Below are 21,544 nucleotides of genomic sequence, written 5' to 3' on the forward strand. Positions count from 1 at the left end.
TTCTTTATCCTTGATTTCCATTTGTTGTGTACACTTCTTCAAACGGCTGCACGACAACAAAGCCGCTTCCGCTAAACTTCATTTGAATAGACTCTCCGCTTCCTCTGCCAATAAAGGTTTTGAATGAAACATCTGTCACAAATTCAGTTTTTAAATCCCCTGACCATGCAACTGTCGCATTCGGATCTGTATAGACAGAGTCACCCGGCTGAACAATCAATGTGAGCGGCTCATAATGACTCGTAATTGCAACAAGGCCTGGTCCTTCTAATTTGACATTAAATAATCCGCCTGCAAGCATACCCGACACTTTTTTCATCAATTTGATATCCCAGCGGACTGACGGTTCAAATGCGAGCAGATCATTCCCATTCACAAAAATGGATTCCCCTTGAGCCAAACGAAGAATTGAGATTTTTTTGCCTTGATCTGCCACATATAATTTTCCATCACCTGTTGCCTTCATGAGTGAAGTGCCTTCTCCTGACAGCATTTTTTTGAACATCTTTGAGACGCCATGTTCAAACACGCCCTCACGTTCAAACTTGATTTTGCCTCGGTACGAAACCATGGAACCTGTTTTTGCCCAAATGGTATCAGTCAAATTAATTTCTAAAAGTCTTGATGTTTCAAGTTCGAAGACCCCTTCTCCTTTATCTTCCTGCTGCGTATTCTGAACAAATTCTTCAAGTGTATAACGATTCATGATAGCACCTCTTTCTGTATTTTTTTTTTATACGGACAAGATGTGCATAAAGATTCAGAAAATGGGGACGTTTTATCTTTGATTGTTATTCGTCAAAAAAAATCAAACATTCTGCTCAAAATTTGGCTCACTCGCTTGACGCTTTACTTTTGATGGTGTATAGTGGAACCATCATTTAACAACTGCAAAGTCGTTAGGTGATGAAAATTTTTTTTAGTATGCCAAAAGGTATGCTACAGTACTAGGAGGAAAAAGCAATATGCAAAACGGTAAAGTAAAATGGTTCAATAATGAAAAAGGTTTCGGCTTCATTGAAGTTGAAGGCGGAGACGATGTATTCGTTCACTTCACAGCTATCGAAGGTGACGGCTACAAGTCTTTAGAAGAAGGACAAGAAGTTTCTTTTGAAATCGTTGAAGGTAATCGTGGACCTCAAGCTGCAAACGTAACAAAAATCTAATCAACTAAATCAATGATGTAAAGACAAAATAAAGAGAGGCTTATGCCTCTCTTATTTGATTTTCAGCTGAATTTCAATTGCTAAAATATTTTGCTTCAGTCGTTGTTCAATTTCAGAGATATCTTTTTCGAGAAAAGGTCTTCCCTTCTTTGCTACATCTACAAGTTGCTCTAGATCGCTGTACACCTCTTGAAATGTTCGATGTAATACCGTTTCGAACTCCTTATTATTCATACCGGCCTTCCCCTTTTCCTCTAATATCCGTCACTTAGTCAAAAAGTAACTCAACCAAAACTTTCTATAGTTATATCGGCTCATTTTTCAGAATATGTTCTTTTTTTACACATTCTATCTGTTTTTTTTCATGAGCGGATGTTTGAACAGGGTAAACCGGTGCGTCCGCTTACTTTTTGAGCAGCGTCTGACCATATTCTTTTATTTTCTCTCCAACAGTGCATTGCTGTATACAAAAAGAATGGGCATATTTTTTGCCAAATTCTTTTCGAAAATGCTTCTTAATCAAACAATCTGAACAATACGTGTCTTGAAGATCGGTCAATTCTTGTACTGCTGTTTTTTTATCCACATTATTCAGCTCCGTCTGCTTCTAATTTCAATGTACTTTCGATTGGGACGTCTGCAAGAATCTGTCTTGCAAGCTGATCCGCTTCTGCATTTTGTTTACGATCGATGACTTCATAGGTTGGCGTCAGCTTCAGCTCTTTTAAAGCCGCTTCAATTCGGTCAAGCCATTTGTTATGTACATCATCATAACAAGGCCATTCTCCTTTTAACTGATTCATGACAACAAGTGAATCTCCTCTAATTGTGACAGAATTTCTGCTTGCCCCTAGATTCTTCAACGCTTTTATTGCTTCAAATAAAGCCGCATACTCTGCTTCATTATTGGTGCTCCCTTGGAAAGGCTGATTTTTTCTCAATCGATAAGCGTCTTTTCCTAGCTTATAGTAGACGACAACTCCAAGACCAGAGTCGCCTGTTTCTTTGTGAAAACTTGCATCAAAATAGACTTGAAGCTGATCAGGTTCAAGCTTTAGTTCTTCATTTAGCTTTTCAAGCTCTTTTATGGACCACATGGCCCCTTTTTCATCTTCAAATGACAGGAGTGACTGCGGTTCTTTTTTGCCGATATGTTTTACTAAAATCAAGGCCTCTTTTAGCTCCATCCAATCTTCTTGGAAAAAAACAATGGACCCAATTGATTTTACTTTCATTGTGTAGTGTGCTCTTAATTTCATTGATCACATCGCCTTCCCGTGCTTTTAAGGTAAACATACGTTATGCTATAATCAAAAAGTTACATTTTACAATGAGAAAGGAAGTTCATGTCACTTGTTTAATGAAGGTATTTGGATCTTATTTGCGATCATTAATTTTATCATTGTTCTTCTATTTTATAAAGGATTTGGCAAGATGGGCCTTTTTGTCTGGATTGGCTTTGCGACGGTTGCCGCAAATTTACAAGTTGTCAAAACCGTTGAATTATTTGGCTTAACGGCAACACTTGGAAATATTTTGTACGGGAGTGTGTTTTTTGCAACGGACGTATTAAATGAAAAATATGAACAAAATGAAGCGAGAAAAGCTGTCTGGATTGGCTTTGCCACCCTTTTAACACTAACTGTTGTCATGCAAGAGGCTTTGCTTTTCCATCCCGCTCCATCTGATATCTCACAAACATCGCTGGAAACCATATTTGGCTTTATGCCAAGGGTCGCACTTGGCAGTCTTGCTGCTTATATCATCAGTCAAATGCTAGATGTTTATGTATATTCGTTTATTCGCCGGATATTTCCTTCCGATGGTGCGCTCTGGGTGCGCAACGCCGGAAGTACGATGATTAGCCAGCTTCTTGATACACTGATTTTCACGACCATTGCCTTTCTTGGCACGTATCCATTTCATGTATGGATGGAAATCTTCATCACGACATATGTCATTAAATTTATCGTAGCTGCGATTGCAACACCTTACGCGTATGTAGCGAAAAAAATGGTTCCGCTTGATGAAAGGGTGAAATAATTGCCAGCAGAAATATACATTGATGGTGCCAGTGCAGGGAATCCAGGTCCCTCTGGCATCGGCATTTTCATTAAATATGATGGAAAGGCTGAATCCTTCTCCATTCCTCTTGGATCCATGAGCAATCACGAAGCAGAATTTTCCGCTCTGATCGAGGGGATGAAAATATGCGCAAAAAAAGGATTGCGTACCGTTTCATTTCGAACAGATTCACAAGTAGTTGACCGCGCAGCCAACGCAGGATTTGCTAAAAATCCAGCCTTTCAGCATTTTATCAAAGAGATGATTGAGCTTCAAAACCAGTTTGATTTATTTTTCATTAAATGGATTCCGAGCAAGGAAAACCAAATAGCGGATCAGCTCGCTAGAAAAGCGATTCACCTTTCTAAAGGATGAATCGCTTTTTTTCGGTTATGCTAATGTGTGTGAGGTGATACTGATTGGATAAAGAAAATAAAGGTCGTGTCACAAATGGGACAACCCCACAAGGTGATGCGCAAACAAAAGATAAACAGCCACTATCTCAGCTTGAAAATAGAGCGAAGAAAAGCAATACAAAAAGATGAACCTTAGAGATCGGCTTTAGCTGATCTCTATTGTACTTAAACGATTCATCATCGGTTCGATTCCTTTGATTTGATGGAACCTCAGCATAGCAGTAGCACGTTCTTGATTGATGTTCATTTTCGTCTCATCAATTGGACAGCAGAGCGGGACATCACATTTGATCTCTGCCAATAGACGAGAAAGCTTCAAATCTTCTAATCCTGCTTGCATTTTCTTTTGCTGTGCAGCCGTTAGTTCATGGACATTTTCTAACAAACCGTCAATCGTTTCATATGTTTGGATAAATTTTAATGCGGTTTTTTCTCCAATTCCTTTGACACCTGGATAATTATCACTTGCATCACCCATGAGTGCTTTCATATCGACCAGCGCCTTTGGAGAGATTCCCATTTCCTCTTCGAATAAGGCTTTTGTATAATGCTTATAATTGCCAATTCCTTTTTGCATCAAGGCAACAGTGACTTGTTCATTCAAAATTTGCAGCAAATCTTTGTCCCCAGTTAGGACGGTCACGCGTGCTTCTTTTTGGTAGAGCGCAGCAAGTGTACCGATACAATCATCTGCTTCAAAGCCCTTTAAACCAATGTTCACAATTCCTAGTTCTTCTGTAGCTTCTTTTGCTAAATCGAATTGCGGAATGAGCTCGACAGGCGCCGCTCCTCGATTTGCTTTATAATCTTGAAACAATTCGTTTCGGTATGTTTGGCTTCCCATATCCCAGCAGCAAACAATATGAGTTGGCTCAAATGTCTGTACAGCCGTTAATAAGTGCTTCAAATAGCCATTGACTCCATTTGTCGGCACACCGTGATCATTTATCATAAAATTGCGATGGACAGCCGTCGCATAAAACGATCTGAACAAAAGCGCCATTCCATCTACAAGCAGTACGTGTTTATTCATTCTTATAAACTCCCTTTTTCAAAACAATACTCCTATTCTATCACAGAACATAAAACTCGACATAAAAAAGGCGCCTTCTTCTTTTAGAAAAGAAGAGGCAACCTGTTTACTTTTGACCGTATTGCATTTTTTTCGACTCTGCTTCTGCATAGGACGGCATGTCTTTTTGTTTAGGGTCACGCTCATCCTGCTGCTTTGACTGTTGCTTTTTTTTCATGATGATTCCCCTTTCTCGGTACATTCTTTAAGATGACCAAAAAAGAGAAAGTTACTCTTCACTTCTGTTTCCGCTTGACATACTCCCTGACCATATCATTCGTCACATGCTTACGCAGCGGAACAATACCGCCTCGTGCAAGCTCATTCATCTTCGACGTAATGGCATTGATGTCGTCTGTTGTAAATGGCTCGTTTTGCTCACATTTGAATACAGCAGTCTCTATTGCTTGTTCTCTTTTCTGTTCAAGCTCAAGAAAGGACTGAATATGAGCATGCTGCTTTTGTGAGTGTGCGGAAATCTCTTCGTGTACGCTTGTCATTTTCTATCAACTGCTTTCTTTTTTATTTAGTCTACCATGAATCAAATGGTTTTCAACTGGTTCTTCCATTCGTTTGTTTGTTCATATACTTGTTCAATAACCGCCTGCTCTTTGGCATCTGTCGTTAGGCTCGTAATAAATGTTTGTTTTTGTTCACTTAGCTGCTCGAGCGCTTCTGTTTCATATCTTTCAGTAAAGGTCTTGACCATCGTGTCGTACCTGCTCAGTAATTCTTCTTTTTCTTTATCTGCCCATTTCGTGGTTAACTGATGAAGAATATCTCGACTCGCTTCAATGAACGCAGCCTTTCCGCTTTGTTCAAAGAAAGCTTTCGCTGATTTTTGTTTCTTTAAGAGCGGTTCGAATGGCGTCAGTTCAGCTTCGACTTCAATTTGTTTCAGCTCAGCATTTTTCTCTTCTGGCGGCGACAGTGTAAGAGAAAAGTAAGGGTCTTCTGCACTTGCCGCCTGCAATCCTTTCTCCCACTCCTCCTGGAAGTATTGATGAATAAACGATTCCATTCGGATATCAAGCGCCTTTAACTCCTGTACAAATTCAAATTCATAATCCTTCAGTGCCTGTTCAAGCGCTTTTTTCAACTGCTGCCTGAAGTCTCCTTGAGATATTCCAGGATAAAAGGCTGTCTTAAAGAGATCATTCGCAAATAGTGATAGGCGTTGCACAATATGATAGAGCTGTTCATGTAAGTCCTTTTTCACACTTTCTGTCACTAGATTAGATTGCTTTATTTGACTCATTTGATCAAGAATCGCTTCATAGGATGTGTCTATCTTTTCCTTTTCCGCTTGCTTCTCATCTTCTGACTGATGCAGTGTCGCATGCAGCTTGTCGACTGTGCTACATAACCTGCCGGCTTCAAAATACAAAAGCTCGATCGCATCTTTCGTTAATTCTTCCTCAATAAAATAGTCGAGCTGTTTTCTAAGCTTTGCATATTGATTATAAGCTGTCTGCCCCTTTCCTTCGATTTCTTCCTTACTGGACACATGATGAAGGTTTGGGTTTCGGATGCCTTCTTTTGTGAGCTCATTTTTCACATAGCCAAAGACGGTGTCAAGCTCTGCTTGATCCTTTGCGAGGTCAGCTGCATTGATAATAAAAAACATTTTATCCATGCTAAATGAATCTTTTACAAGCCCGAGCTTACGTAAAAATGACCGATCTGCCTTCGAAAAAGAGTGCTGGTAGTAAGTTAAATAAAGAAGAGCATCTGCGTCCTTCATATATTGAAAGGCAATCTCTGTATGACGCTTATTCATACTGCTGGCGCCTGGCGTATCAACAATCGTCAGCCCTTTATCTGTTAGAGGTGTACTCAAGTACACCGTCACTTCCTTCACCACACAAGAAACAGCTTCTTCCGCCACATATGGCCTCAGTTCTTGAAGGGTGACATGAAGCGGCGTTTGCTTAGTAATGTGATCAAGGAAACGGGCATGAGCTTTCAAGAAATGTTCAACAATGATGCGGTGATCTTGTTCAAGCTGTCTTTTTTTCAGCGTTCGTTCGAGCTTGGTTTTAAACGTCTCTCCCTTTTCTTCTGAGATCGAAAATCCAAGAATCTGATTGAGCTCCTCTAATATATCCTGTTCTGTTTTGAACACCACTTTTACACTTTCATGCGGGTGATCTTTCGTCGGCCGTGTCAGCTTATTAATTGTTGCCGTTGTTGGCGTAGGAGAGGATGGCAGTACCTTTCTCCCAACAAGGGCATTTGCAAAGGAAGATTTTCCCGAACTAAAAGCCCCAAATAAAGCGAGTGTGAATTCTTTCGCTTGCAGCCGTTTTGTTCGTTTTTCAAAGGACTTCCTTTGAGATTTGAGAGCGTCTAGTGGCAATAAAATCTGAGAAAGTTGTTCAAACTGGTCAATCGACTGTGCCGTTGAGACATGCTGCGACTGACGCATTTGATGTTGCTCTATCTGCTTGTTCGGTTTTAGCTCGCTCTCTTCAGGATAAATGGACGCGTGATCCTGCTTTAGCTGGTCATGATGCATTCGCCTCTTTTTCGCATAAAACCAATCTTCTTCGATCTGTTCTTCTGTTCCATTTTGCCATATATCCCATACGTGCTGAATATCCCGCTTAATTTGTTCATTTTTTTCGATGCACTGCTCGAGCGTTTGGAGCTCTTTTGCAGACTGAGCCCATTTTTCTTGCTGCTTCGCTTTATCTTTCATAAGCTGGGCTTTCAGCGACTCCGCCATTTGTTCAATCAGTGTCATCGCTTGCTGTTTAGCCTGTCTTCTCAAGGCTTCGCCAGCATCTTTTGCATATTGCAGTACGTATTCATTGGAGAACGTCGCACCATGATGAATCACACTTTCAAGGAGTGATTCTTGCACAGGTGTTTCAAACGCCATCACTTGATTTAATAACTCTTCACCAAGCTGATGCTTCTTGACTTCTTTTTTAAGCAGCTCAGCAATATGCCAGTCCACTTCTGCCTTCATCCTCGCTTTGACATCTATTAAGAAGTCGGTTGCCCGTTTTTCTTTTTCCTGCTCAGTTTTATTTTTAGCAAAAAGCAACCCCACTTTGAAGCCAGGTGCTTTTGATTCAATATAGGCGCTTGCGAGTTCTCTCATTTTAAATGGAGTTAGGTTGGCATTTTTTAAAATGCTCTCGACTTCAGAAGATACTTCATCTTCTAACTGTTTGGCTCCATTTTCAATGAAGTGGTTTTTCGCTTCAAATTCCTTTACTTCTTTTCTTTTTTCCTGGAGCTGTGCCTCAAGCTCTTCACCCTGCAGCTCTTCTTTTAACGAATCAATGTGTTCTTTTAAGACATGCTCAATTTTCTGCTCCGTATAAGCCCGAAGTGATGCTTTTGGCAACGTCTGTAATTCTTGCAGTTTTTTAATTAAACGAATCATTTCATTTCTTGGGTGCGTCTCATCGGTTACAGATGTAAAGTATAGATGATCTTCTTCAATGCCCTCTTTAAGGAGCATGTCAACCACTTGATTTTTGTAGTCTTCAAACGCTGTCTCATGCTCATCATGCCGGTCCACTTGATTCACGATGAAATAAAGATTCGGCACTTTTTCTTTAATGGAGCGAATGAAACGAATGTTTTCTTCAGAATGAACATGGTTGTAGTGAACGACATAAAAAAGAGCATCTGCTTGATGAAGAATAGAGGCAGCAGACAAAAAGTGGGTATGATCCGTTGAATCAATACCTGGCGTATCAATCAGTGCCACCTTTTCTTCAAGGCCTCTATAGTCACCGCTCATTTCCACCATCTCAATCTGTTCTCCATCCTTACAGAAACGCTGTACTGCTTCTTTATCATAAGAGCCGCTCATTTTTGCAAAACGGCCATCAGAGGTGTGAAGCTGCACTTCACTTTCCCCTTTCCTCACGACGACCAAGTTTGCACTTGTTGGGATTGGGCTCGTTGGCAAAATGTGATCATGAAGCAGATGATTCACAAGTGATGACTTTCCAGCAGAATAGTGGCCGGTAAATGCGATATACACTTCTTCTTCTGCTTCCTTTTTGATAATCGATGCAAGTTTGGCTGCGCGCTCATGATCATTCCTTTTGAGTAAGCTTTGATATAAAGCTCCTGTAGTTTGTACAAGCGAATCTCGAATAGACAAGTCTTTCATGACGATAAACCCCTTTGTTTTTAGAAAAGTCAGTTATGTATGTGATACCATTTTACACAAAATAAAGAGATTTTTCTTCTCATCTGAGGAAATAAAAAAAATCTGCTGCCCGATCAGTCGCAATTGACTGAAATCAGGAAGCAGATTTTTTGGAGACACCTTTTAATACGAAGCCAATTAATAGGCTGTATACACACACCGTACCGAGTAAGAAAATCATTGTCATGTGATCACCGTCCATCCTTCATGATTGAGAATGCTTATCATTAATGCAAGTGTAGCACAATTGATAATGATTTTCAATATTAATTTAGCAAATACTGATTTAACGCTTTCTCCTCTGTTTGAACTCTTACAGCCATCATCCATGCATTTAAACACGTAAACAAAATGGCAGTGACATACGCCTCAAACAATAGCGGGATCAGCAAAAGCTCAATCGCCACGACTACGTAGTTAGGATGTTTCAACCAGCGATACGGTCCTTTTTTTACAATCATTGCGTTTGGCACGACTAAAATTTTTGTATTCCAGTACGTCCCAAGGGAGCATAATGCCCAGTATCGAATGACCTGTGTAGCCATCAAGAAAAGGAGCAGCACAAGAAAATACCGGGACGGCCCCTTCTGTAAAAGCCTTATCTCAACTATGAGTGAGAGAAAAAAGGCCGTATGCATAGCGACCATATAGGGATAATGACTAGCACCAAATTCAATGGCACCTATCGCTTTTACTTTTCTTTCATTTCTTTTCGCCACAAGCATTTCAATAAGCCGCTGACAAACGAAGAAACCGATGATCAGCCAAATGATCATGACAAGACCTCCTCCCATTTCATAAGCAGCAGCTCTGAGGAAAAGCCCGGACCAAGCGCCCCGCACAGGCCCATATTCCCCGCTTCAGCTGATTGTTGTTCAAGGAAATGCTTGATGACATACAAAACTGTCGCAGAGGACATATTTCCGTGCTGTTTGAGTACTTCTTTTGAAGAAAATAGCTGATCCTCTCGTAAAGATAGACTTTCAACATAGGCATCAATCACTTTTTTTCCTCCAGGATGGGCAAGAAAAACGGATAAATCTTTAGTTGAACATCCGAGCTCCTCTAAAAATTGATCCACCTGCTCTTTTAACCAGCCGGAAATCATAGACGGAATGTCACGGGAGAAAATAACCCGAAAGCCGTCACTTGAAAATTCCCAGCCCATCACATCCTCAGAATCCTTCATCGTGACGGATTGTGTGCTTAGTACTTTAGGAACTGTTTTTAAACGGGCATATTCAAGCGCAGCTTTTTCTCCAGTTAACAGAACCGCAGCCGTCCCGTCTCCAAATAAGGAGGTGCCTATTAAATTGCTTTTTGATTGATCTTGCGGCTGAAAGGTTAAACTGCACAGCTCACAGGCGACAACGAGCACCTTTGCTTCTGGAAATGCCCTTATGTATTCATAAGCCCGAGACAGCCCTGCCGCACCGCCCCCGCACCCTAGCCCCCAGATCGGTACTCGTTTCGTATAAGGAGAAAAAGGAAGTACGTTCATCAGCTTTGCATCAAGACTTGGGGTCGATAATCCGGTACTTGAAATAAAAAATAGGGCATCGATCTCTTCAACCGGGACTGGCTTTTTCAGAAACGCCTGCTCTTGAAGACAATGTATGATCGCTTCTTTTGCATGAGCCAGTGCCTTTTCCAAATAGATATTGTTTTTCTCTTCTAAAGAGTGGTGCGTCTGATACCATTCAATGGGCTGCACAAACTGCCTGCTCTCAATTTCTCCATTTTGAAAAGCTCTCAGCAGCCGATCAATATCTTTAAACGATCGTTTAAATTGAGACCTAGCAAATTCAGCAGCTGTTTTCTGATCCACGTGATGCTTTGGGAGACTCGTTCCAACTGAAAGAATGTACGCCATCGGCTTCACCTCTTTTTTCGGTTAATATCCCCTATCGAAAAAAGGATATACATGCCAAATCTTCACAATTCATTCAAAACATTTTCCTTCGTCTAACTTTTTGTCTTGACGACAATTGATAAATATTGGATAATATAGTAGAAAACATGATGTAGTTTTCCTCCTTCACAGGTTCGTTCCAAGCCAAGCGAACCTGCTTTTTTTATGCAAAAAACACCTCTCAATGAGAGGTGTTTACATTACAGATTGCTTAGGTTCTTCCATCAGGTCCTGCCCTGTTTCTTTTTTAAATGGAATCATGTGATAAATTATATGAAGCAAAATAGCGGTAAAGCTGCCGGCCACGATTCCGTTACTTGTTAATAATTTCATCGATTCTGGCAGATGCTCAAACATTTGCGGCACGACGGTAACACCTAAGCCAATCCCAACTGAGCAAGCAACAATCAGTAGGTTTTCCTGTTTGGCAAAATCCACACGCGAGAGCATTTTAATACCGTAGGCAATGACCATCCCAAACATGGCAACCATTGCGCCGCCAAGAACTGACTTTGGAATAATCGTCGTAAATGCAGCAATTTTAGGAAAAAGTCCAAATAACATGAGCAATGCTCCTGTCACAACGATGACTTGATTTTTCTTGACTCCTGTCAACTGGATCAATCCAACGTTTTGCGAGTAGGCTGTGTAAGGAAAAGCATTGAAGATACCACCTAATAACACAGCAATCCCCTCTGCGCGATAGCCTTTCGCTAAATCCTTCTCTTTTAATGACCGGTTTGTTAAATCACCTAGTGCGAAATAAACGCCTGTTGATTCGACTAATGACACAATGGCAACTAACGTCATGGTCATGATGGGTGCAAATTCAAAGGTGGGCATGCCGAAATAAAATGGTTCAATCATACGGAAAACTTGAGCGTTCGCCACCTCTGCTGTTTCCACTTTCCCCATAAATGCAGCGACTGCTGTACCAAGGAGAATACCGATTAAAATGGCAATCGCCTTCATAAAGCCTTTTGTGAATCGATAGAGCAGCACAATGATAAATAGCACAAGGAAAGCAAGTCCTAGATTTTCAAAAGAACCATAATCTGCACTTCCTTCTCCTCCTGCCATATTGTTCATCGCTACTGGAATAAGGGTAATGCCAATAATGGTGACGACAGTTATCGTTTAAGTACAACACAAAAAACACTTTTAATTATAATACACTTTTATATCTAATTCTGGTTGTCCGTTATTGTCTTTTATTTTATAAGACACATGACTAATGAGTTTTTTTAATATCAAATTTATTTCAGCTTCAGACATACCTTCATCTGATTCCAACAAAGACTGAACATTGTCTTCTTGCCATTGTTTAGTTCTTTTTTTGTTTGCTTTTGTTTTCTGATATTCGACAGATGAATAGAGTTCAGCAAGTTCCTCTTCAGATTTCATTAGATTTTCTTGCGCTTTATCTAACTTCTCTTTATATTCGTTTTTATCTAAATCACCATCTAAGTAAAGCTCTTTCAACCGTTCTATCCTGCCCCTGAATTTATTACATGCTTTCTCTTTTAAATCTATTAATTGAATTGTATATGAGGTTGTATCATCATTATTTTGATTTTCATTTCTTTTAAAAACTTGGAAGCTGTAGTTTTTTATTTCCTGCAGGATTGCTCTATATAAAATATCTTCATTAATTCCTTTGGTGGTATCGCACATATTTTCTCTTGTGGTGGATTTCCTAACGCATTTTCTAACATGCTTCTGTCTACCTTTTGGTTGATCTATTCCTTGTACCTTTAAACAATAAGGACATCTGATCAACCCAGACAGCCTGTTAGTATTCATATTTAAACGTCTACCTGAATCGGGATATGTCCTTAATTTAGAGATGCGTTCAACAATTTGTAAATGTTCCTCTTCGGTTTTGGTTGGCTGGTGAAGCCCTTTACTTTCCTCATCTTTTCCATACCAAACATATCCTCTATAAAAGTTATTTGTGAGCAGATAAGTAACAACTTCTCCATACCACATTTTCCCTCTGCTTGAAGGTGGAGGAACTTGAAGTTCATTTAATCTATCAGCTATAGCAGCTGAAGACATTTCTTCATTAAGAAACCAGTCAATCATCATTCGATAAATCTTAATTTTTTCTTCAACTATTTTTGCCGATTTATCATTTTTGTCCCACTTATAGCCATATGGAACAGATCCAGAATGTGGCCGTCCAGCTTTAACTGCACCTTTACGACCATTTAATAGCCTTCTTTTGATAGCTCTGTATTCATTTCTAGCAATAACCGACTCAAACTCTGAAAGCATTTCATCACTTTCATTAGACATGTTGTATATTTTTTGGGGCGTTATTATTAAAGTGTTACTTTCCTTACAAGCTTCCATAATACGTCCCGAGTCAATTTGGGATCCTCTAGATAGCCTGTCATAAGCTATGACACATAAAGCATCAAACTCACCTGACTTTATTCTAGGAAGCAACTTTGAAAATATCGGTCTGTTATCAATAGATTCAGATGAAACAACTTCTTCGTACCATTCAGCGTTTTTAAAATTGTACCTCGCTAATAAGCTTTTCAATTGTTCTCTATGTTTTAGTAGGGTATCTTCAGTGTCAGGATCTTCTCTTGATTTCCGAGAATAAACTGCCACTTTTAAATTTCCGCTAATGTTCATATTTATCACCTTCAAATACTCTTGTTCTTTTATTATAACAAAAAGGCAGAGCATATAGCTCCACCTTCAAATTTAAGCTTTATCACCATTAATATATTTCACTAACATGGCTGCTGCGTACATAAAGAAAGCAGCGATTAATCCATTCACCATACTCCCAAAAACGACAATCAAAATCTGTCCTGCGTAATCTGTCCATGTCTTATCTGGAAATACAGCAATGTTCCATATACTCACCAGCATATAGAATCCAGTCACAACGATAAACGTCCAAACAACTAACTTTGATTTGTGCATTTACTGACAATCCCCTTTCTAGAAAGCACGTTCTATTGGATCAGATAGAAGGTTTTGATTCTTTGTTAAATAATCCCTTGCTACAGGATTTAAGTTATAAGGAAAAATCATTCCACCACTGCTAATATTTGCACTTCTAAAAAGAATTCTCAAAAGTTCAAGCTCAGCAACAGTACCATCATTAATTTCTAGTTGAATCGATCTTTCATTATATAATACAAAGGTTCTCAATATTCGTTTTTCATAGTCATTTAAATTATTAAGTCTATTAATCATTTCTTTGTTGCGTACTTTGTTTTCTATTTTAAATTTCAAAATGGAGTATAACCAATAAATAAAATGAGATATTAAGAAGCAACTCGACGCTAAAAAAACAATACCTAAATAAACTTTATATTCATCGATTGATTCTTTCAAACCGAGACTTATACCTAGTTGACTATTACCTAAAAGCAAACTCACTCCAGAAAATAGCATAAATGCAATAAGATATTTTGGACTCATCTTAATTATGTCGTTAACCCATGACGCACTTTTCGATTCTTTTTCGGTGCTCATATAATCATCCTTTGCTTACAAAAGTTAATATAATCACTTAATACTAATCATTACTATTTTATCATTTTGCTCTTTGTAGCTGGGTAATAATTAGTAACAATTATCACTAAATACTAACCCCATTGGAAGAGTCTATGATATCGATCATTGAATCTGCTCGTGATTGTATCTCTTCATCATTTTTAAAAGACTTTATCCATATTTCAACTCCATCAATTATCTCTAAGCAGAACATATCAATTTGCAATTGTAGTGTTTTATCCAGTTGATGCATATGAACAATATGACCATTAACCTTATCAGGCGCCAAAAAAACAAATTTGTTTAAAACTTCTTGTATCCGTTGACTTGAAATCTCTATAGTTCCTGAATGCAAAAATGAACACCTTAGAGCATACATATCATTTCCATTTAAAAACTCATGTTCCCTCTGTAAAGCACCTATTTTATGAACATATTTAGGCTTAAGAAAATCATTAAAAAAACCAATATACCTTTTTGTTGATCCTAAGCTAGGATTTTGAAGCTTACCGCATATATCAGGTAAGGTTAAAGCTATCGCAAGTGCAGCGTACCAATTTTCATCTTGAATAGCTTTCTTAACAGCACATGTGAAATTGTTTATTTTTTGCTCTAACACCGTATTCATTTACAAATCCCCTTTTCTCATAGTAATTCCATAATATCACAATATTTACCTTTCGAATAAGTAGAGATACTAGGCTTTTTCTTTCACTATTGGTCTTGACTTGTCGTTTGCTTTTTGGCTTGATAGGTTGAAAGCAATGGACAACGGCTGGACAAGTTGTCTGCCTGAATTTGCTTGTAAAAAATAAACAAACTCAGACAGGCGACTGATCATCTTGATAGTGTATCAAGCTTATGGTATCCGTATGTGTCACCCTATTTGCCGTTGGTTATTCCCCAAACAAGCCTACTGTGTCAAGTGTCCCTAACAGTTTCAGATAGCCCATATATGGACTCTCCTACTTGTGGCTTGTCCTGCATCGTCAGAAACGATACACCCATCCTTCGTTCAGCACTTAATGGCAGCTTTCGCCTTTCAGATACATGTGCAAATAGGGAAGCACAGTGGTATCCTATCCTCATTTATCGCATCGGCTGAGTCACTACCCTTTCAAGTTTAACGTGTGTTAGCGCATTCCACGACAGTCTTACACTTAAATTTGGCATCACTAAAGACAACACCTTGATCCAGGAGTATAGACTGATTCTATTTAGTTAGATGAGGTAAACTCTACTTACCTCAAGAAATGCACGACCTATGTTTAAATGAGGTCGTAATGCGATATTTGAATATAGATTAAAAATAAGTTAGAATGGGCTGGTATCATGGGATTTGTACCAACCCATCAGATTAGATAGTGCGCCAACACTTTTCTAATCAGCTAGAAATGACGATCATGAGCAGTAGGAATAGCCCTAATGTGCTCATGATTGTTACAAATAGTAACTCATCTATGAACCTTCTAAACAGCTTCCCCATTAATTTAACCCCACTACAGCTAACTCATCACGATCATAAATATCAAGCATGTTGTACTCATCATCAGCGACTCCATATTGATTATTGCTATGTACTTCTTCAATTGTTCCTAGTCCGTATAACGTTTGTACTCTTTGACCTACAGATAACTTCATGTTTGGATTCACATTGTTTAACATGTTCATTTCCCCTTTGTAATTGGTTTAGTTGGATCAAGGATAATGCAATCAAATTCAGTTTCTTGATTCTTCGGTTCTAATATCTTCAAATCGGTTAAGACTTCCCACAGTGTTATCTGTTTCAATAAATGTGTAACGACCTCAGCAAGCGTTTCTAAGTCTGCATATGGAACGTTTCTTCCTATATACCAGATCGTTCCCTCATCGTAGTTACCGTCAGTTCGTTGAGTGATTTCAGCTAAAACAATCTGGCCATCACACTCCCCTACTGCATAACCTTCTTTAACGATGATTGCTGAGTAAAGATTGTTGATTTCTTGTGTGTTGAACTCCGTTTGAACGATTGTGATATAGTTCATTTAATCACCTCTCCAACTTCGTTTTGATGTTGACTTAATCATAAATCAACTTCAAAAAGAAGTCAACTTTATTTTGAAGTCATTTTTAAGAAAAAGCCAGTTTTTGATTTTATTTTTTGTTATAATCAAAGAGGAGGTGAAACTGTTGACTAAAATTGTTAAAACAAGATTGAAAGAAATATTAGATGAACGTGGGTTATCAATTAGAGGTTTCGCCTTCGGAAATGACCTTAGCTTCGAAACTGTCAGAAGGCTTTACAATAACACTGCTAAACAATACCAACGTGAGACATTGGGCAAGATTTGCGAAGCCTTGGATATAAAAATTGAGGATTTACTTTACATTACAGAAGATGATTCTAATGACTCTTAAGCAAAAATATTGCTTTTTATTTTTTGAAATTCGTTAAACAAAACAATTGCAATGGTGTCACAAATAAATTAGAGGTAAGCAAAATGGACGAAAAATTATTCAAGTTGATTGAACAATTAGCTGCGGACGTATCAATCATTAAACAAGATGTGAAAGAAATTAAATCCACAGTCACCAAGCTGGAAGAAAATGAGCAGTATTATAATTGGTCAGAGGTGAATTGAAATGACCGAACAAATTCTTAATGTACTTAATGAGATGCGTAATCAGTTGCATGAAGGCTTTGAAAATGTCTATACACACTTAGACAAGATTGAAAATTCTTTGACACGAATTGAAGATAAAAACCATTTTAAGGTTTAGAGGTGAAGCTATATGGCTGAAGCCGAACGAATTCTAAAAGCTATACAAGAACTTTCAACACAAATAAAAGAAATTGAATGCAATATTGTTGAATTCAGTGATGAAGTAAAAGATGAATTCAATCAGATAAATGAAAAATTAGATAGACAAATGACCACTTACATTCATGTGTAGGTGGTTTTTTTGTGTGCAAATATACCCCTTTTATGCTGTAAGAAATTAGTAACAAATCAAATAAAACAAAGACAAATTATGTGTGATTTAAATACTATTTCTTCTAATTTATGTAAAATTAATTTCATTTTGTGATATCCTCACTATTGAAAAATGATTAGAAAGGAAGTATTCCAATGAAAAAGTTTTTTGTTAAGATGTTGCTAGTTCTCATATCAGCAGCAGTATTTATTCCAACTACAGCTACACATGCAACAGAAAAGATCGAACAGAAAGAAGATTTGGTAGTAACTATCAATCCTACTGAGCTACAAAAACAACTTGCTTTAAGAGATGTACCATTAGAAAAACAAGAAGCCTTGCTTCAAGCATTTAAAGCTATTGAGAATGCTAACGCTAACAATGATCCACTTGCTACTACAAATGGCCCTAAGGGTGCGGCTATTAAGGCAGCAATCAAAGTAATTAAAGGATTAGTAAATAACGACTGGGCAAAATGGGTATTACAGCAACGTTTTGGGAAGGAAGCTGTAAATGGTACTGTCAAAAATGCAAACAAGATCATTAAAGAATTAGAAAAAATTATTGATACTCCAAAAAATGCAGCTGGCAGGGCTCGAAAGGTTGTTTCTGCAGAGCTTAAAAAACATATAGACTCAGGTGTAGCTGATACAATCGGACTTGTTGTTGAATACATTGTTCTCACTGCTGATCTACTCATACTTTAGATAAAAGGATGGTGACTGTATATGTCACAAAATCAATTCATTCAGTTCCAAAAAGCCAATGGTTTAGACGATGAAGACGTTCAATTCCTCATCACTCTCTCAGGAGCATTTTGCAGTTGTGAAGAGGAAGACAAAAAGGCATATGATATAACAAGGTTAGCGTTCATTAGACACTTTGGTGAGGATTTAAACCTTTCAGAAATTGAAGGAAACACTAGAGAAGAATATGAAAAGATCATCAATCAATTTCTAAGCAAGAAGGATAAAAAAATCAATGTAGATGAACTTTTACAATCTTTTTATGCTGCAGATATGATGGATGGATTAAAAAAGAAATTCAATTAATGGCCTTCATTTGAAGGTCTTTTTTAATACCATCATTTACATATAGACCCTCTCCTCTATTCTTCTTATTATTAATTTTATAAAATTAATTAGAGGAGTTTTATCGTGGTCAAAACTAATAGAGGAAATTGGAAGGAAATCTTTGAACATGCAAAGAAGAATACGACAGAGACATTAACTTTTCCAGGTAAGCCCTACTCAATAGCAATCTTTCCTCAAGTATACGGTGACCTTGTTACAGAAGATCAATTCTATCAAGAATTAGCAAACATAATCATAAAAGAAGCCCGTATGGAAAATGAGTTTACAGAGGGTGATGAATATGAACGAACACAAAAACAAGTCAAAAAAGAAAAGGGAATCAATCGAAAACTATAAGGTTGTTACAGATTTAACTGAAGAGGAAATTGAAAAACACGTAGAAGAAATAATGGAATCTGAAGAGTTCTATAAAGTATTTGAGAGGTTTATGCACAAATATAATCTAGTCTAATAAACAAATCAGTCCTCTCGATTTTTCAAGAGGACTATCTTTTTACTTGAGTCACCCTATCCCCATGCTTCCCATAAATACTTCACGTTTAATTTATTGCCTCGTAAAAGATTATCAGCTCCCGTTTTAAACAGGTTTATACCTATGCTTCCATATGCATCAGTCCCGCCTATCAGAATCAAGTTTCCATTTATTAATTGGTTTATATACCCGAATGAATTCAAAGTTATATGTAAGCTGCTATCCTCTATTGAAGTGGAATAGATTTTAACGGTGTTAGGAGTGAAGCTTAAATTGATCTGCCTCCCTATTGTTCCATCTCCTATGTATTCTCCACTCATATAATCAGCTTTGTTTAGGACATCGCTTTTCAACACATATTCAGTCGCTTCTAAGCCACCGAGCTTCATTGCACTTCCTGATATAGATGCCGAAATCACGCCATTTTCATCTCTAACAGGGATGGTATTAGGTGCTTCATGTGCAGCAGTGGTTATTCCATTTAAGGAGTCTGCACTTCCTGCAGATTGGACAATCCATTGTTCTCCATCGTATAGTTCAGACTTATTGTTCGCTGGATCAATCCAAATGGTACCAACGTCAGGGTTGGCAGGTTTTTCATTCGTAGAAATCTGATACAATCCATTTACTTTTCCTTTAACCTCAACCGTACTAGACGGCCTGTAAGGGTTCTCACTTGGAGCCTTCGGTTGAACAATATCTGATAACAAAACACCATTTGAACTAATAGAAGTTTCAACATTTCTATATGCTTGTACTCCAAAGGTGAAATATTTTGTCGGAACTTGTGATGTGAAGGTAGCTATGCGTTTATCATATCTAACAGAGATACGCTGTTCTTTAGCTAGTGAAGCACCGAATAAATAGGTGTCTGAAGATGTGTCAGGATAACAATGTACGATAAAGCCGTCAATGTTGCATTTATCTTCATCAGAGGTTGGATAATTCCACGACACCGAAATATCAACAGAACCATTTTCGTTCACTTTGTGAGTGACAGAGTTCATTCCGATAGTAGGAGGAGAGGGAGGGGTGGAAATACGATCATTGCGTGCGTTGTAGTTTGTAGCAAGCCGATCGTAGTCAATTTTACGAGTGTTGAATTCAGTAGATGCTTTATCAGCCTTATAAAACAATTGAATGAAGTCATCCTCTTCTTTAGCCTTTTTTCCATTTGTGATAGTAACTGATATAGATGAATCATCAAAATTTAAGCTCATCCCAGCTAAGGTAGCTCTGTATTCAGTGCCGAATTCTTTATTTTGAATTCTAATTATGTCACCTAATGAAATTCTATCCCAATAATCTTTTTCACTTACTGCATTATAGAGATTGACTATGTTCGTCTTAATGTCGATGGGAGGTGATTTCCGTTTCTCTAACTCTTCATAACTTTTTTCATATAGCTCCGTTTCATCAAAAATGTTGTCGTTAGTCCACTCATCTTCAAGTATAAATTTGGACAGCTCATTGGACATATCTTCGCCAAGAAAGTTGCTTATATCTAGGCGTTTTCTAAGCTGCTCAATTTGACTGTTTAACTTGGAAATTTCAGAAATGGTTTTATCGATTTCATTCTTTTTTGAATCAACTTCTTTTCGCTTTGCATCTCGTTGCTTTATTAAATCTTTAGTGTCTCCGTCAGTCTCTTTAACCACTTCAATTCGATCCAAAATCTGTTGAAGCTCAATGTTTTTAAGAACGAATAGCTCATTCTCTTGAGCAGTCTTTTTGGCTTCGATTTTCTTTTTGTCATCCAACATTGTTTTGAACTTTTTTGATTCTTTATCTACCATTTCATTGTAGTCTAATAAAGCATGACAAAGCTCATTGCTCATATAAGCACTTTTCTTCAATACATTTCTTTTATCGTCACGTTGAAAAGGAGATAAAAAGAAACTGAAATCATCAAGATACCCTTGCCCTGTTGGATTTATAGAATTGATAACAATGCCGTCTTTCCCAATTACATGAAGCCTTGTCACAACTTCATCCATGCTGCGTGTGTCTGTCATATCGATCATAAAGTTATGAGATGAAATCTTAACACCTTTGTATTTAGATACACTGTCCTTTTCGAAGAAGGATACTTTATTATTGATAGTGTCATATACAGGTACAGCGTCAAATGTTTCGCAAATATTCCTTAGAAAATCAAATCTTGATGTAATTGATCCAATGGAGAAAGACCTTCTTTTTTCATTAAGAGTACTTTCAATTTCTCCAATAGTCCAACCAGTTCCTTTAAGGCAAACTTCACCGATTTCTTTCAAGTTCTTTGATATACCTTCATATTGTCTAATTTTAGGTTTGTTTAGCATATAAGGAGTGAGCTGGCAATTAATCTGAATCTCAGATTTTTCTTGAGTTGTCGAATCAGTAATACTATCTATTACATAATATTCAGTTCGATTTAAGAAAGTGGCCTTAATCAAGTACCATTCCCTGATAAGTTGAGCAACATGGTTTGGTTTAATTTCATCACCATATCTAGCTTTTAGAGGGATATTAAATGTTAGATCATTAATGGTAGCATGATTTAGGTTGGCTGAAGCATTCGAGAAATCAACAATATTTGCGATCTTCTTTTTATTTGTTCTACATAGCTCTAATTTAAGCTTACCTGGCTTGAAAGTGAATTCTCCTAGATTCATCTTTTATCTATTACAACTCCTTTAGAAGGTAAAAAAAGAG

At 37.8% G+C, this 21,544-nt stretch carries 27 protein-coding genes and 1 pseudogene; 10 read left to right on the forward strand and 18 right to left on the reverse strand.

Annotation, left to right across the window (positions count from 1 at the left end; translation table 11 throughout):
- Positions 1 to 4 precede the first annotated feature (4 nt).
- Positions 5 to 706, reverse strand: a complete 702-nt coding sequence (locus tag C6W21_RS05430) for an AIM24 family protein (RefSeq protein WP_041085797.1) — start codon at positions 704 to 706, stop codon at positions 5 to 7.
- Positions 707 to 965: 259 nt separating this feature from the next.
- Between C6W21_RS05430 and cspD the strand changes: the two genes are divergently transcribed.
- Positions 966 to 1,166, forward strand: coding sequence for a cold-shock protein CspD (cspD, locus tag C6W21_RS05435; protein ID WP_003215784.1), 201 nt, complete (start codon positions 966 to 968; stop codon positions 1,164 to 1,166).
- Positions 1,167 to 1,217: 51 nt separating this feature from the next.
- Here the strand turns inward: cspD and C6W21_RS05440 are convergent, their stop codons facing one another.
- The 3 genes from C6W21_RS05440 to C6W21_RS05450 form a co-directional block, all read right to left on the reverse strand.
- The gene (locus C6W21_RS05440) at positions 1,218 to 1,400 is read right to left on the reverse strand and encodes a hypothetical protein (RefSeq protein WP_003215507.1); all 183 of its coding nucleotides are present in this window, start codon (positions 1,398 to 1,400) and stop codon (positions 1,218 to 1,220) included.
- Between the two features lie 169 nt (positions 1,401 to 1,569).
- Positions 1,570 to 1,752: a zinc-finger domain-containing protein gene (locus tag C6W21_RS05445; RefSeq protein ID WP_003215998.1), complete on the reverse strand. Its 183-nt coding sequence runs from the start codon at positions 1,750 to 1,752 to the stop codon at positions 1,570 to 1,572.
- Position 1,753: 1 nt separating this feature from the next.
- The gene (locus C6W21_RS05450) at positions 1,754 to 2,425 is read right to left on the reverse strand and encodes a ribonuclease H family protein (protein ID WP_106049619.1); all 672 of its coding nucleotides are present in this window, start codon (positions 2,423 to 2,425) and stop codon (positions 1,754 to 1,756) included.
- Between the two features lie 94 nt (positions 2,426 to 2,519).
- Between C6W21_RS05450 and C6W21_RS05455 the strand changes: the two genes are divergently transcribed.
- From C6W21_RS05455 to C6W21_RS05465, 3 genes are read left to right on the forward strand one after another with little or no spacing between them, the layout of a single operon-like run.
- The gene (locus C6W21_RS05455; RefSeq protein ID WP_106055998.1) at positions 2,520 to 3,209 is read left to right on the forward strand and encodes a queuosine precursor transporter; all 690 of its coding nucleotides are present in this window, start codon (positions 2,520 to 2,522) and stop codon (positions 3,207 to 3,209) included.
- Positions 3,210 to 3,605, forward strand: coding sequence for a reverse transcriptase-like protein (locus tag C6W21_RS05460; RefSeq protein ID WP_106049621.1), 396 nt, complete (start codon positions 3,210 to 3,212; stop codon positions 3,603 to 3,605). It abuts the gene before it with no gap.
- A 44-nt stretch (positions 3,606 to 3,649) separates the two neighbouring features.
- The gene (locus C6W21_RS05465; RefSeq protein ID WP_003215584.1) at positions 3,650 to 3,775 is read left to right on the forward strand and encodes a hypothetical protein; all 126 of its coding nucleotides are present in this window, start codon (positions 3,650 to 3,652) and stop codon (positions 3,773 to 3,775) included.
- A 16-nt stretch (positions 3,776 to 3,791) separates the two neighbouring features.
- On the opposite strand, the gene C6W21_RS05470 is transcribed toward C6W21_RS05465, so the two are convergent.
- From C6W21_RS05470 to C6W21_RS05530, 13 genes and pseudogenes are all read right to left on the reverse strand, one after another.
- The gene (locus C6W21_RS05470) at positions 3,792 to 4,679 is read right to left on the reverse strand and encodes a 5'-3' exonuclease (protein WP_106049622.1); all 888 of its coding nucleotides are present in this window, start codon (positions 4,677 to 4,679) and stop codon (positions 3,792 to 3,794) included.
- A 275-nt stretch (positions 4,680 to 4,954) separates the two neighbouring features.
- Positions 4,955 to 5,218 carry a YpbS family protein gene (locus C6W21_RS05475; RefSeq protein ID WP_034661003.1) on the reverse strand — a complete coding sequence of 88 codons (264 nt, stop codon included), beginning with the start codon at positions 5,216 to 5,218 and terminating at the stop codon, positions 4,955 to 4,957.
- A 41-nt stretch (positions 5,219 to 5,259) separates the two neighbouring features.
- Positions 5,260 to 8,856 carry a dynamin GTPase gene (dynA, locus tag C6W21_RS05480; RefSeq protein ID WP_106055999.1) on the reverse strand — a complete coding sequence of 1,199 codons (3,597 nt, stop codon included), beginning with the start codon at positions 8,854 to 8,856 and terminating at the stop codon, positions 5,260 to 5,262.
- 133 nt (positions 8,857 to 8,989) lie between these two features.
- Entirely contained in the window at positions 8,990 to 9,097 is a 108-nt protein-coding gene (fbpC, locus tag C6W21_RS05485) for a Fur-regulated basic protein FbpC (protein WP_306172627.1), read from the reverse strand.
- A gap of 64 nt (positions 9,098 to 9,161) precedes the next feature.
- Positions 9,162 to 9,671, reverse strand: coding sequence for an isoprenylcysteine carboxyl methyltransferase family protein (locus tag C6W21_RS05490; RefSeq protein WP_106056001.1), 510 nt, complete (start codon positions 9,669 to 9,671; stop codon positions 9,162 to 9,164).
- Entirely contained in the window at positions 9,668 to 10,768 is a 1,101-nt protein-coding gene (locus C6W21_RS05495; protein ID WP_106056004.1) for a type III polyketide synthase, read from the reverse strand. The genes C6W21_RS05490 and C6W21_RS05495 overlap by 4 nt, the downstream gene beginning before the upstream one ends.
- Before the next feature lie 234 nt (positions 10,769 to 11,002).
- A pseudogene (locus C6W21_RS05500) lies at positions 11,003 to 11,944 on the reverse strand (nucleobase:cation symporter-2 family protein); the annotation flags it as partial.
- Between the two features lie 24 nt (positions 11,945 to 11,968).
- Positions 11,969 to 13,453: a recombinase family protein gene (locus tag C6W21_RS05505; protein ID WP_106056208.1), complete on the reverse strand. Its 1,485-nt coding sequence runs from the start codon at positions 13,451 to 13,453 to the stop codon at positions 11,969 to 11,971.
- A gap of 72 nt (positions 13,454 to 13,525) precedes the next feature.
- Entirely contained in the window at positions 13,526 to 13,750 is a 225-nt protein-coding gene (locus tag C6W21_RS05510) for a hypothetical protein (RefSeq protein WP_065097706.1), read from the reverse strand.
- Between the two features lie 18 nt (positions 13,751 to 13,768).
- Positions 13,769 to 14,308 carry a superinfection exclusion B family protein gene (locus C6W21_RS05515; RefSeq protein WP_106056006.1) on the reverse strand — a complete coding sequence of 180 codons (540 nt, stop codon included), beginning with the start codon at positions 14,306 to 14,308 and terminating at the stop codon, positions 13,769 to 13,771.
- Positions 14,309 to 14,414: 106 nt separating this feature from the next.
- Entirely contained in the window at positions 14,415 to 14,957 is a 543-nt protein-coding gene (locus C6W21_RS05520; protein ID WP_106056008.1) for a hypothetical protein, read from the reverse strand.
- Between the two features lie 857 nt (positions 14,958 to 15,814).
- On the reverse strand, positions 15,815 to 15,994 hold the full coding sequence (locus C6W21_RS05525; RefSeq protein ID WP_106056010.1) for a hypothetical protein: 180 nt from the start codon (positions 15,992 to 15,994) through the stop codon (positions 15,815 to 15,817).
- Positions 15,995 to 15,996: 2 nt separating this feature from the next.
- On the reverse strand, positions 15,997 to 16,353 hold the full coding sequence (locus tag C6W21_RS05530; RefSeq protein WP_106056012.1) for a hypothetical protein: 357 nt from the start codon (positions 16,351 to 16,353) through the stop codon (positions 15,997 to 15,999).
- 136 nt (positions 16,354 to 16,489) lie between these two features.
- Here C6W21_RS05530 and C6W21_RS05535 point away from each other — a divergent pair, with 136 nt between their 5' ends.
- The 6 genes from C6W21_RS05535 to C6W21_RS05550 all read left to right on the forward strand — a co-directional run bounded on the left by C6W21_RS05535 (position 16,490) and on the right by C6W21_RS05550 (position 18,714).
- Positions 16,490 to 16,726 (forward strand): helix-turn-helix domain-containing protein, encoded by a 237-nt coding sequence (locus C6W21_RS05535; protein WP_223260981.1) that lies wholly within the window; start codon positions 16,490 to 16,492, stop codon positions 16,724 to 16,726.
- Positions 16,727 to 16,809: 83 nt separating this feature from the next.
- The gene (locus C6W21_RS18975) at positions 16,810 to 16,950 is read left to right on the forward strand and encodes a hypothetical protein (protein ID WP_155887867.1); all 141 of its coding nucleotides are present in this window, start codon (positions 16,810 to 16,812) and stop codon (positions 16,948 to 16,950) included.
- 151 nt (positions 16,951 to 17,101) lie between these two features.
- Entirely contained in the window at positions 17,102 to 17,263 is a 162-nt protein-coding gene (locus C6W21_RS18980) for a hypothetical protein (protein ID WP_189318145.1), read from the forward strand.
- Positions 17,264 to 17,439: 176 nt separating this feature from the next.
- A complete protein-coding gene (locus tag C6W21_RS05540) occupies positions 17,440 to 17,991 on the forward strand; it encodes a hypothetical protein (protein ID WP_106056016.1) in 552 nt (183 codons plus the stop codon).
- A gap of 21 nt (positions 17,992 to 18,012) precedes the next feature.
- On the forward strand, positions 18,013 to 18,336 hold the full coding sequence (locus C6W21_RS05545) for a hypothetical protein (protein ID WP_073979946.1): 324 nt from the start codon (positions 18,013 to 18,015) through the stop codon (positions 18,334 to 18,336).
- Between the two features lie 105 nt (positions 18,337 to 18,441).
- Positions 18,442 to 18,714 carry a hypothetical protein gene (locus C6W21_RS05550; RefSeq protein WP_106038690.1) on the forward strand — a complete coding sequence of 91 codons (273 nt, stop codon included), beginning with the start codon at positions 18,442 to 18,444 and terminating at the stop codon, positions 18,712 to 18,714.
- Between the two features lie 171 nt (positions 18,715 to 18,885).
- Here C6W21_RS05550 and C6W21_RS05555 read toward each other — a convergent pair whose 3' ends face one another.
- Entirely contained in the window at positions 18,886 to 21,504 is a 2,619-nt protein-coding gene (locus tag C6W21_RS05555; protein ID WP_106056018.1) for a DUF7359 domain-containing protein, read from the reverse strand.
- Positions 21,505 to 21,544 lie beyond the last annotated feature (40 nt).

Origin of the sequence: Bacillus sp. NMCN1 (assembly GCF_002998085.1) — a bacterium.
In the GTDB taxonomy this organism is placed as follows: Bacteria; Bacillota; Bacilli; order Bacillales; family Bacillaceae; genus Bacillus.

Excerpts from the sequence above, each read along its gene's own strand:
- cspD (WP_003215784.1), top strand. The coding sequence starts at position 966 with ATGCAAAACGGTAAAGTAAAATGGTTCAATAATGAAAAAGGTTTCGGC.
- C6W21_RS05490 (WP_106056001.1), bottom strand. The coding sequence starts at position 9,671 with ATGATCATTTGGCTGATCATCGGTTTCTTCGTTTGTCAGCGGCTTATT.
- C6W21_RS05540 (WP_106056016.1), top strand. The coding sequence starts at position 17,440 with ATGAAAAAGTTTTTTGTTAAGATGTTGCTAGTTCTCATATCAGCAGCA.
- C6W21_RS05495 (WP_106056004.1), bottom strand. The coding sequence starts at position 10,768 with ATGGCGTACATTCTTTCAGTTGGAACGAGTCTCCCAAAGCATCACGTG.
- C6W21_RS05505 (WP_106056208.1), bottom strand. The coding sequence starts at position 13,453 with ATGAACATTAGCGGAAATTTAAAAGTGGCAGTTTATTCTCGGAAATCA.
- C6W21_RS05530 (WP_106056012.1), bottom strand. The coding sequence starts at position 16,353 with ATGAACTATATCACAATCGTTCAAACGGAGTTCAACACACAAGAAATC.
- C6W21_RS05515 (WP_106056006.1), bottom strand. The coding sequence starts at position 14,308 with ATGAGCACCGAAAAAGAATCGAAAAGTGCGTCATGGGTTAACGACATA.
- dynA (WP_106055999.1), bottom strand. The coding sequence starts at position 8,856 with ATGAAAGACTTGTCTATTCGAGATTCGCTTGTACAAACTACAGGAGCT.
- C6W21_RS05555 (WP_106056018.1), bottom strand. The coding sequence starts at position 21,504 with ATGAATCTAGGAGAATTCACTTTCAAGCCAGGTAAGCTTAAATTAGAG.
- C6W21_RS18975 (WP_155887867.1), top strand. The coding sequence starts at position 16,810 with ATGGACGAAAAATTATTCAAGTTGATTGAACAATTAGCTGCGGACGTA.
- C6W21_RS05510 (WP_065097706.1), bottom strand. The coding sequence starts at position 13,750 with ATGCACAAATCAAAGTTAGTTGTTTGGACGTTTATCGTTGTGACTGGA.
- C6W21_RS05440 (WP_003215507.1), bottom strand. The coding sequence starts at position 1,400 with ATGAATAATAAGGAGTTCGAAACGGTATTACATCGAACATTTCAAGAG.
- C6W21_RS05475 (WP_034661003.1), bottom strand. The coding sequence starts at position 5,218 with ATGACAAGCGTACACGAAGAGATTTCCGCACACTCACAAAAGCAGCAT.
- C6W21_RS05525 (WP_106056010.1), bottom strand. The coding sequence starts at position 15,994 with ATGTTAAACAATGTGAATCCAAACATGAAGTTATCTGTAGGTCAAAGA.
- C6W21_RS05520 (WP_106056008.1), bottom strand. The coding sequence starts at position 14,957 with ATGAATACGGTGTTAGAGCAAAAAATAAACAATTTCACATGTGCTGTT.
- C6W21_RS05450 (WP_106049619.1), bottom strand. The coding sequence starts at position 2,425 with ATGAAATTAAGAGCACACTACACAATGAAAGTAAAATCAATTGGGTCC.
- C6W21_RS05430 (WP_041085797.1), bottom strand. The coding sequence starts at position 706 with ATGAATCGTTATACACTTGAAGAATTTGTTCAGAATACGCAGCAGGAA.
- C6W21_RS18980 (WP_189318145.1), top strand. The coding sequence starts at position 17,102 with ATGGCTGAAGCCGAACGAATTCTAAAAGCTATACAAGAACTTTCAACA.
- fbpC (WP_306172627.1), bottom strand. The coding sequence starts at position 9,097 with ATGGACGGTGATCACATGACAATGATTTTCTTACTCGGTACGGTGTGT.
- C6W21_RS05470 (WP_106049622.1), bottom strand. The coding sequence starts at position 4,679 with ATGAATAAACACGTACTGCTTGTAGATGGAATGGCGCTTTTGTTCAGA.
- C6W21_RS05545 (WP_073979946.1), top strand. The coding sequence starts at position 18,013 with ATGTCACAAAATCAATTCATTCAGTTCCAAAAAGCCAATGGTTTAGAC.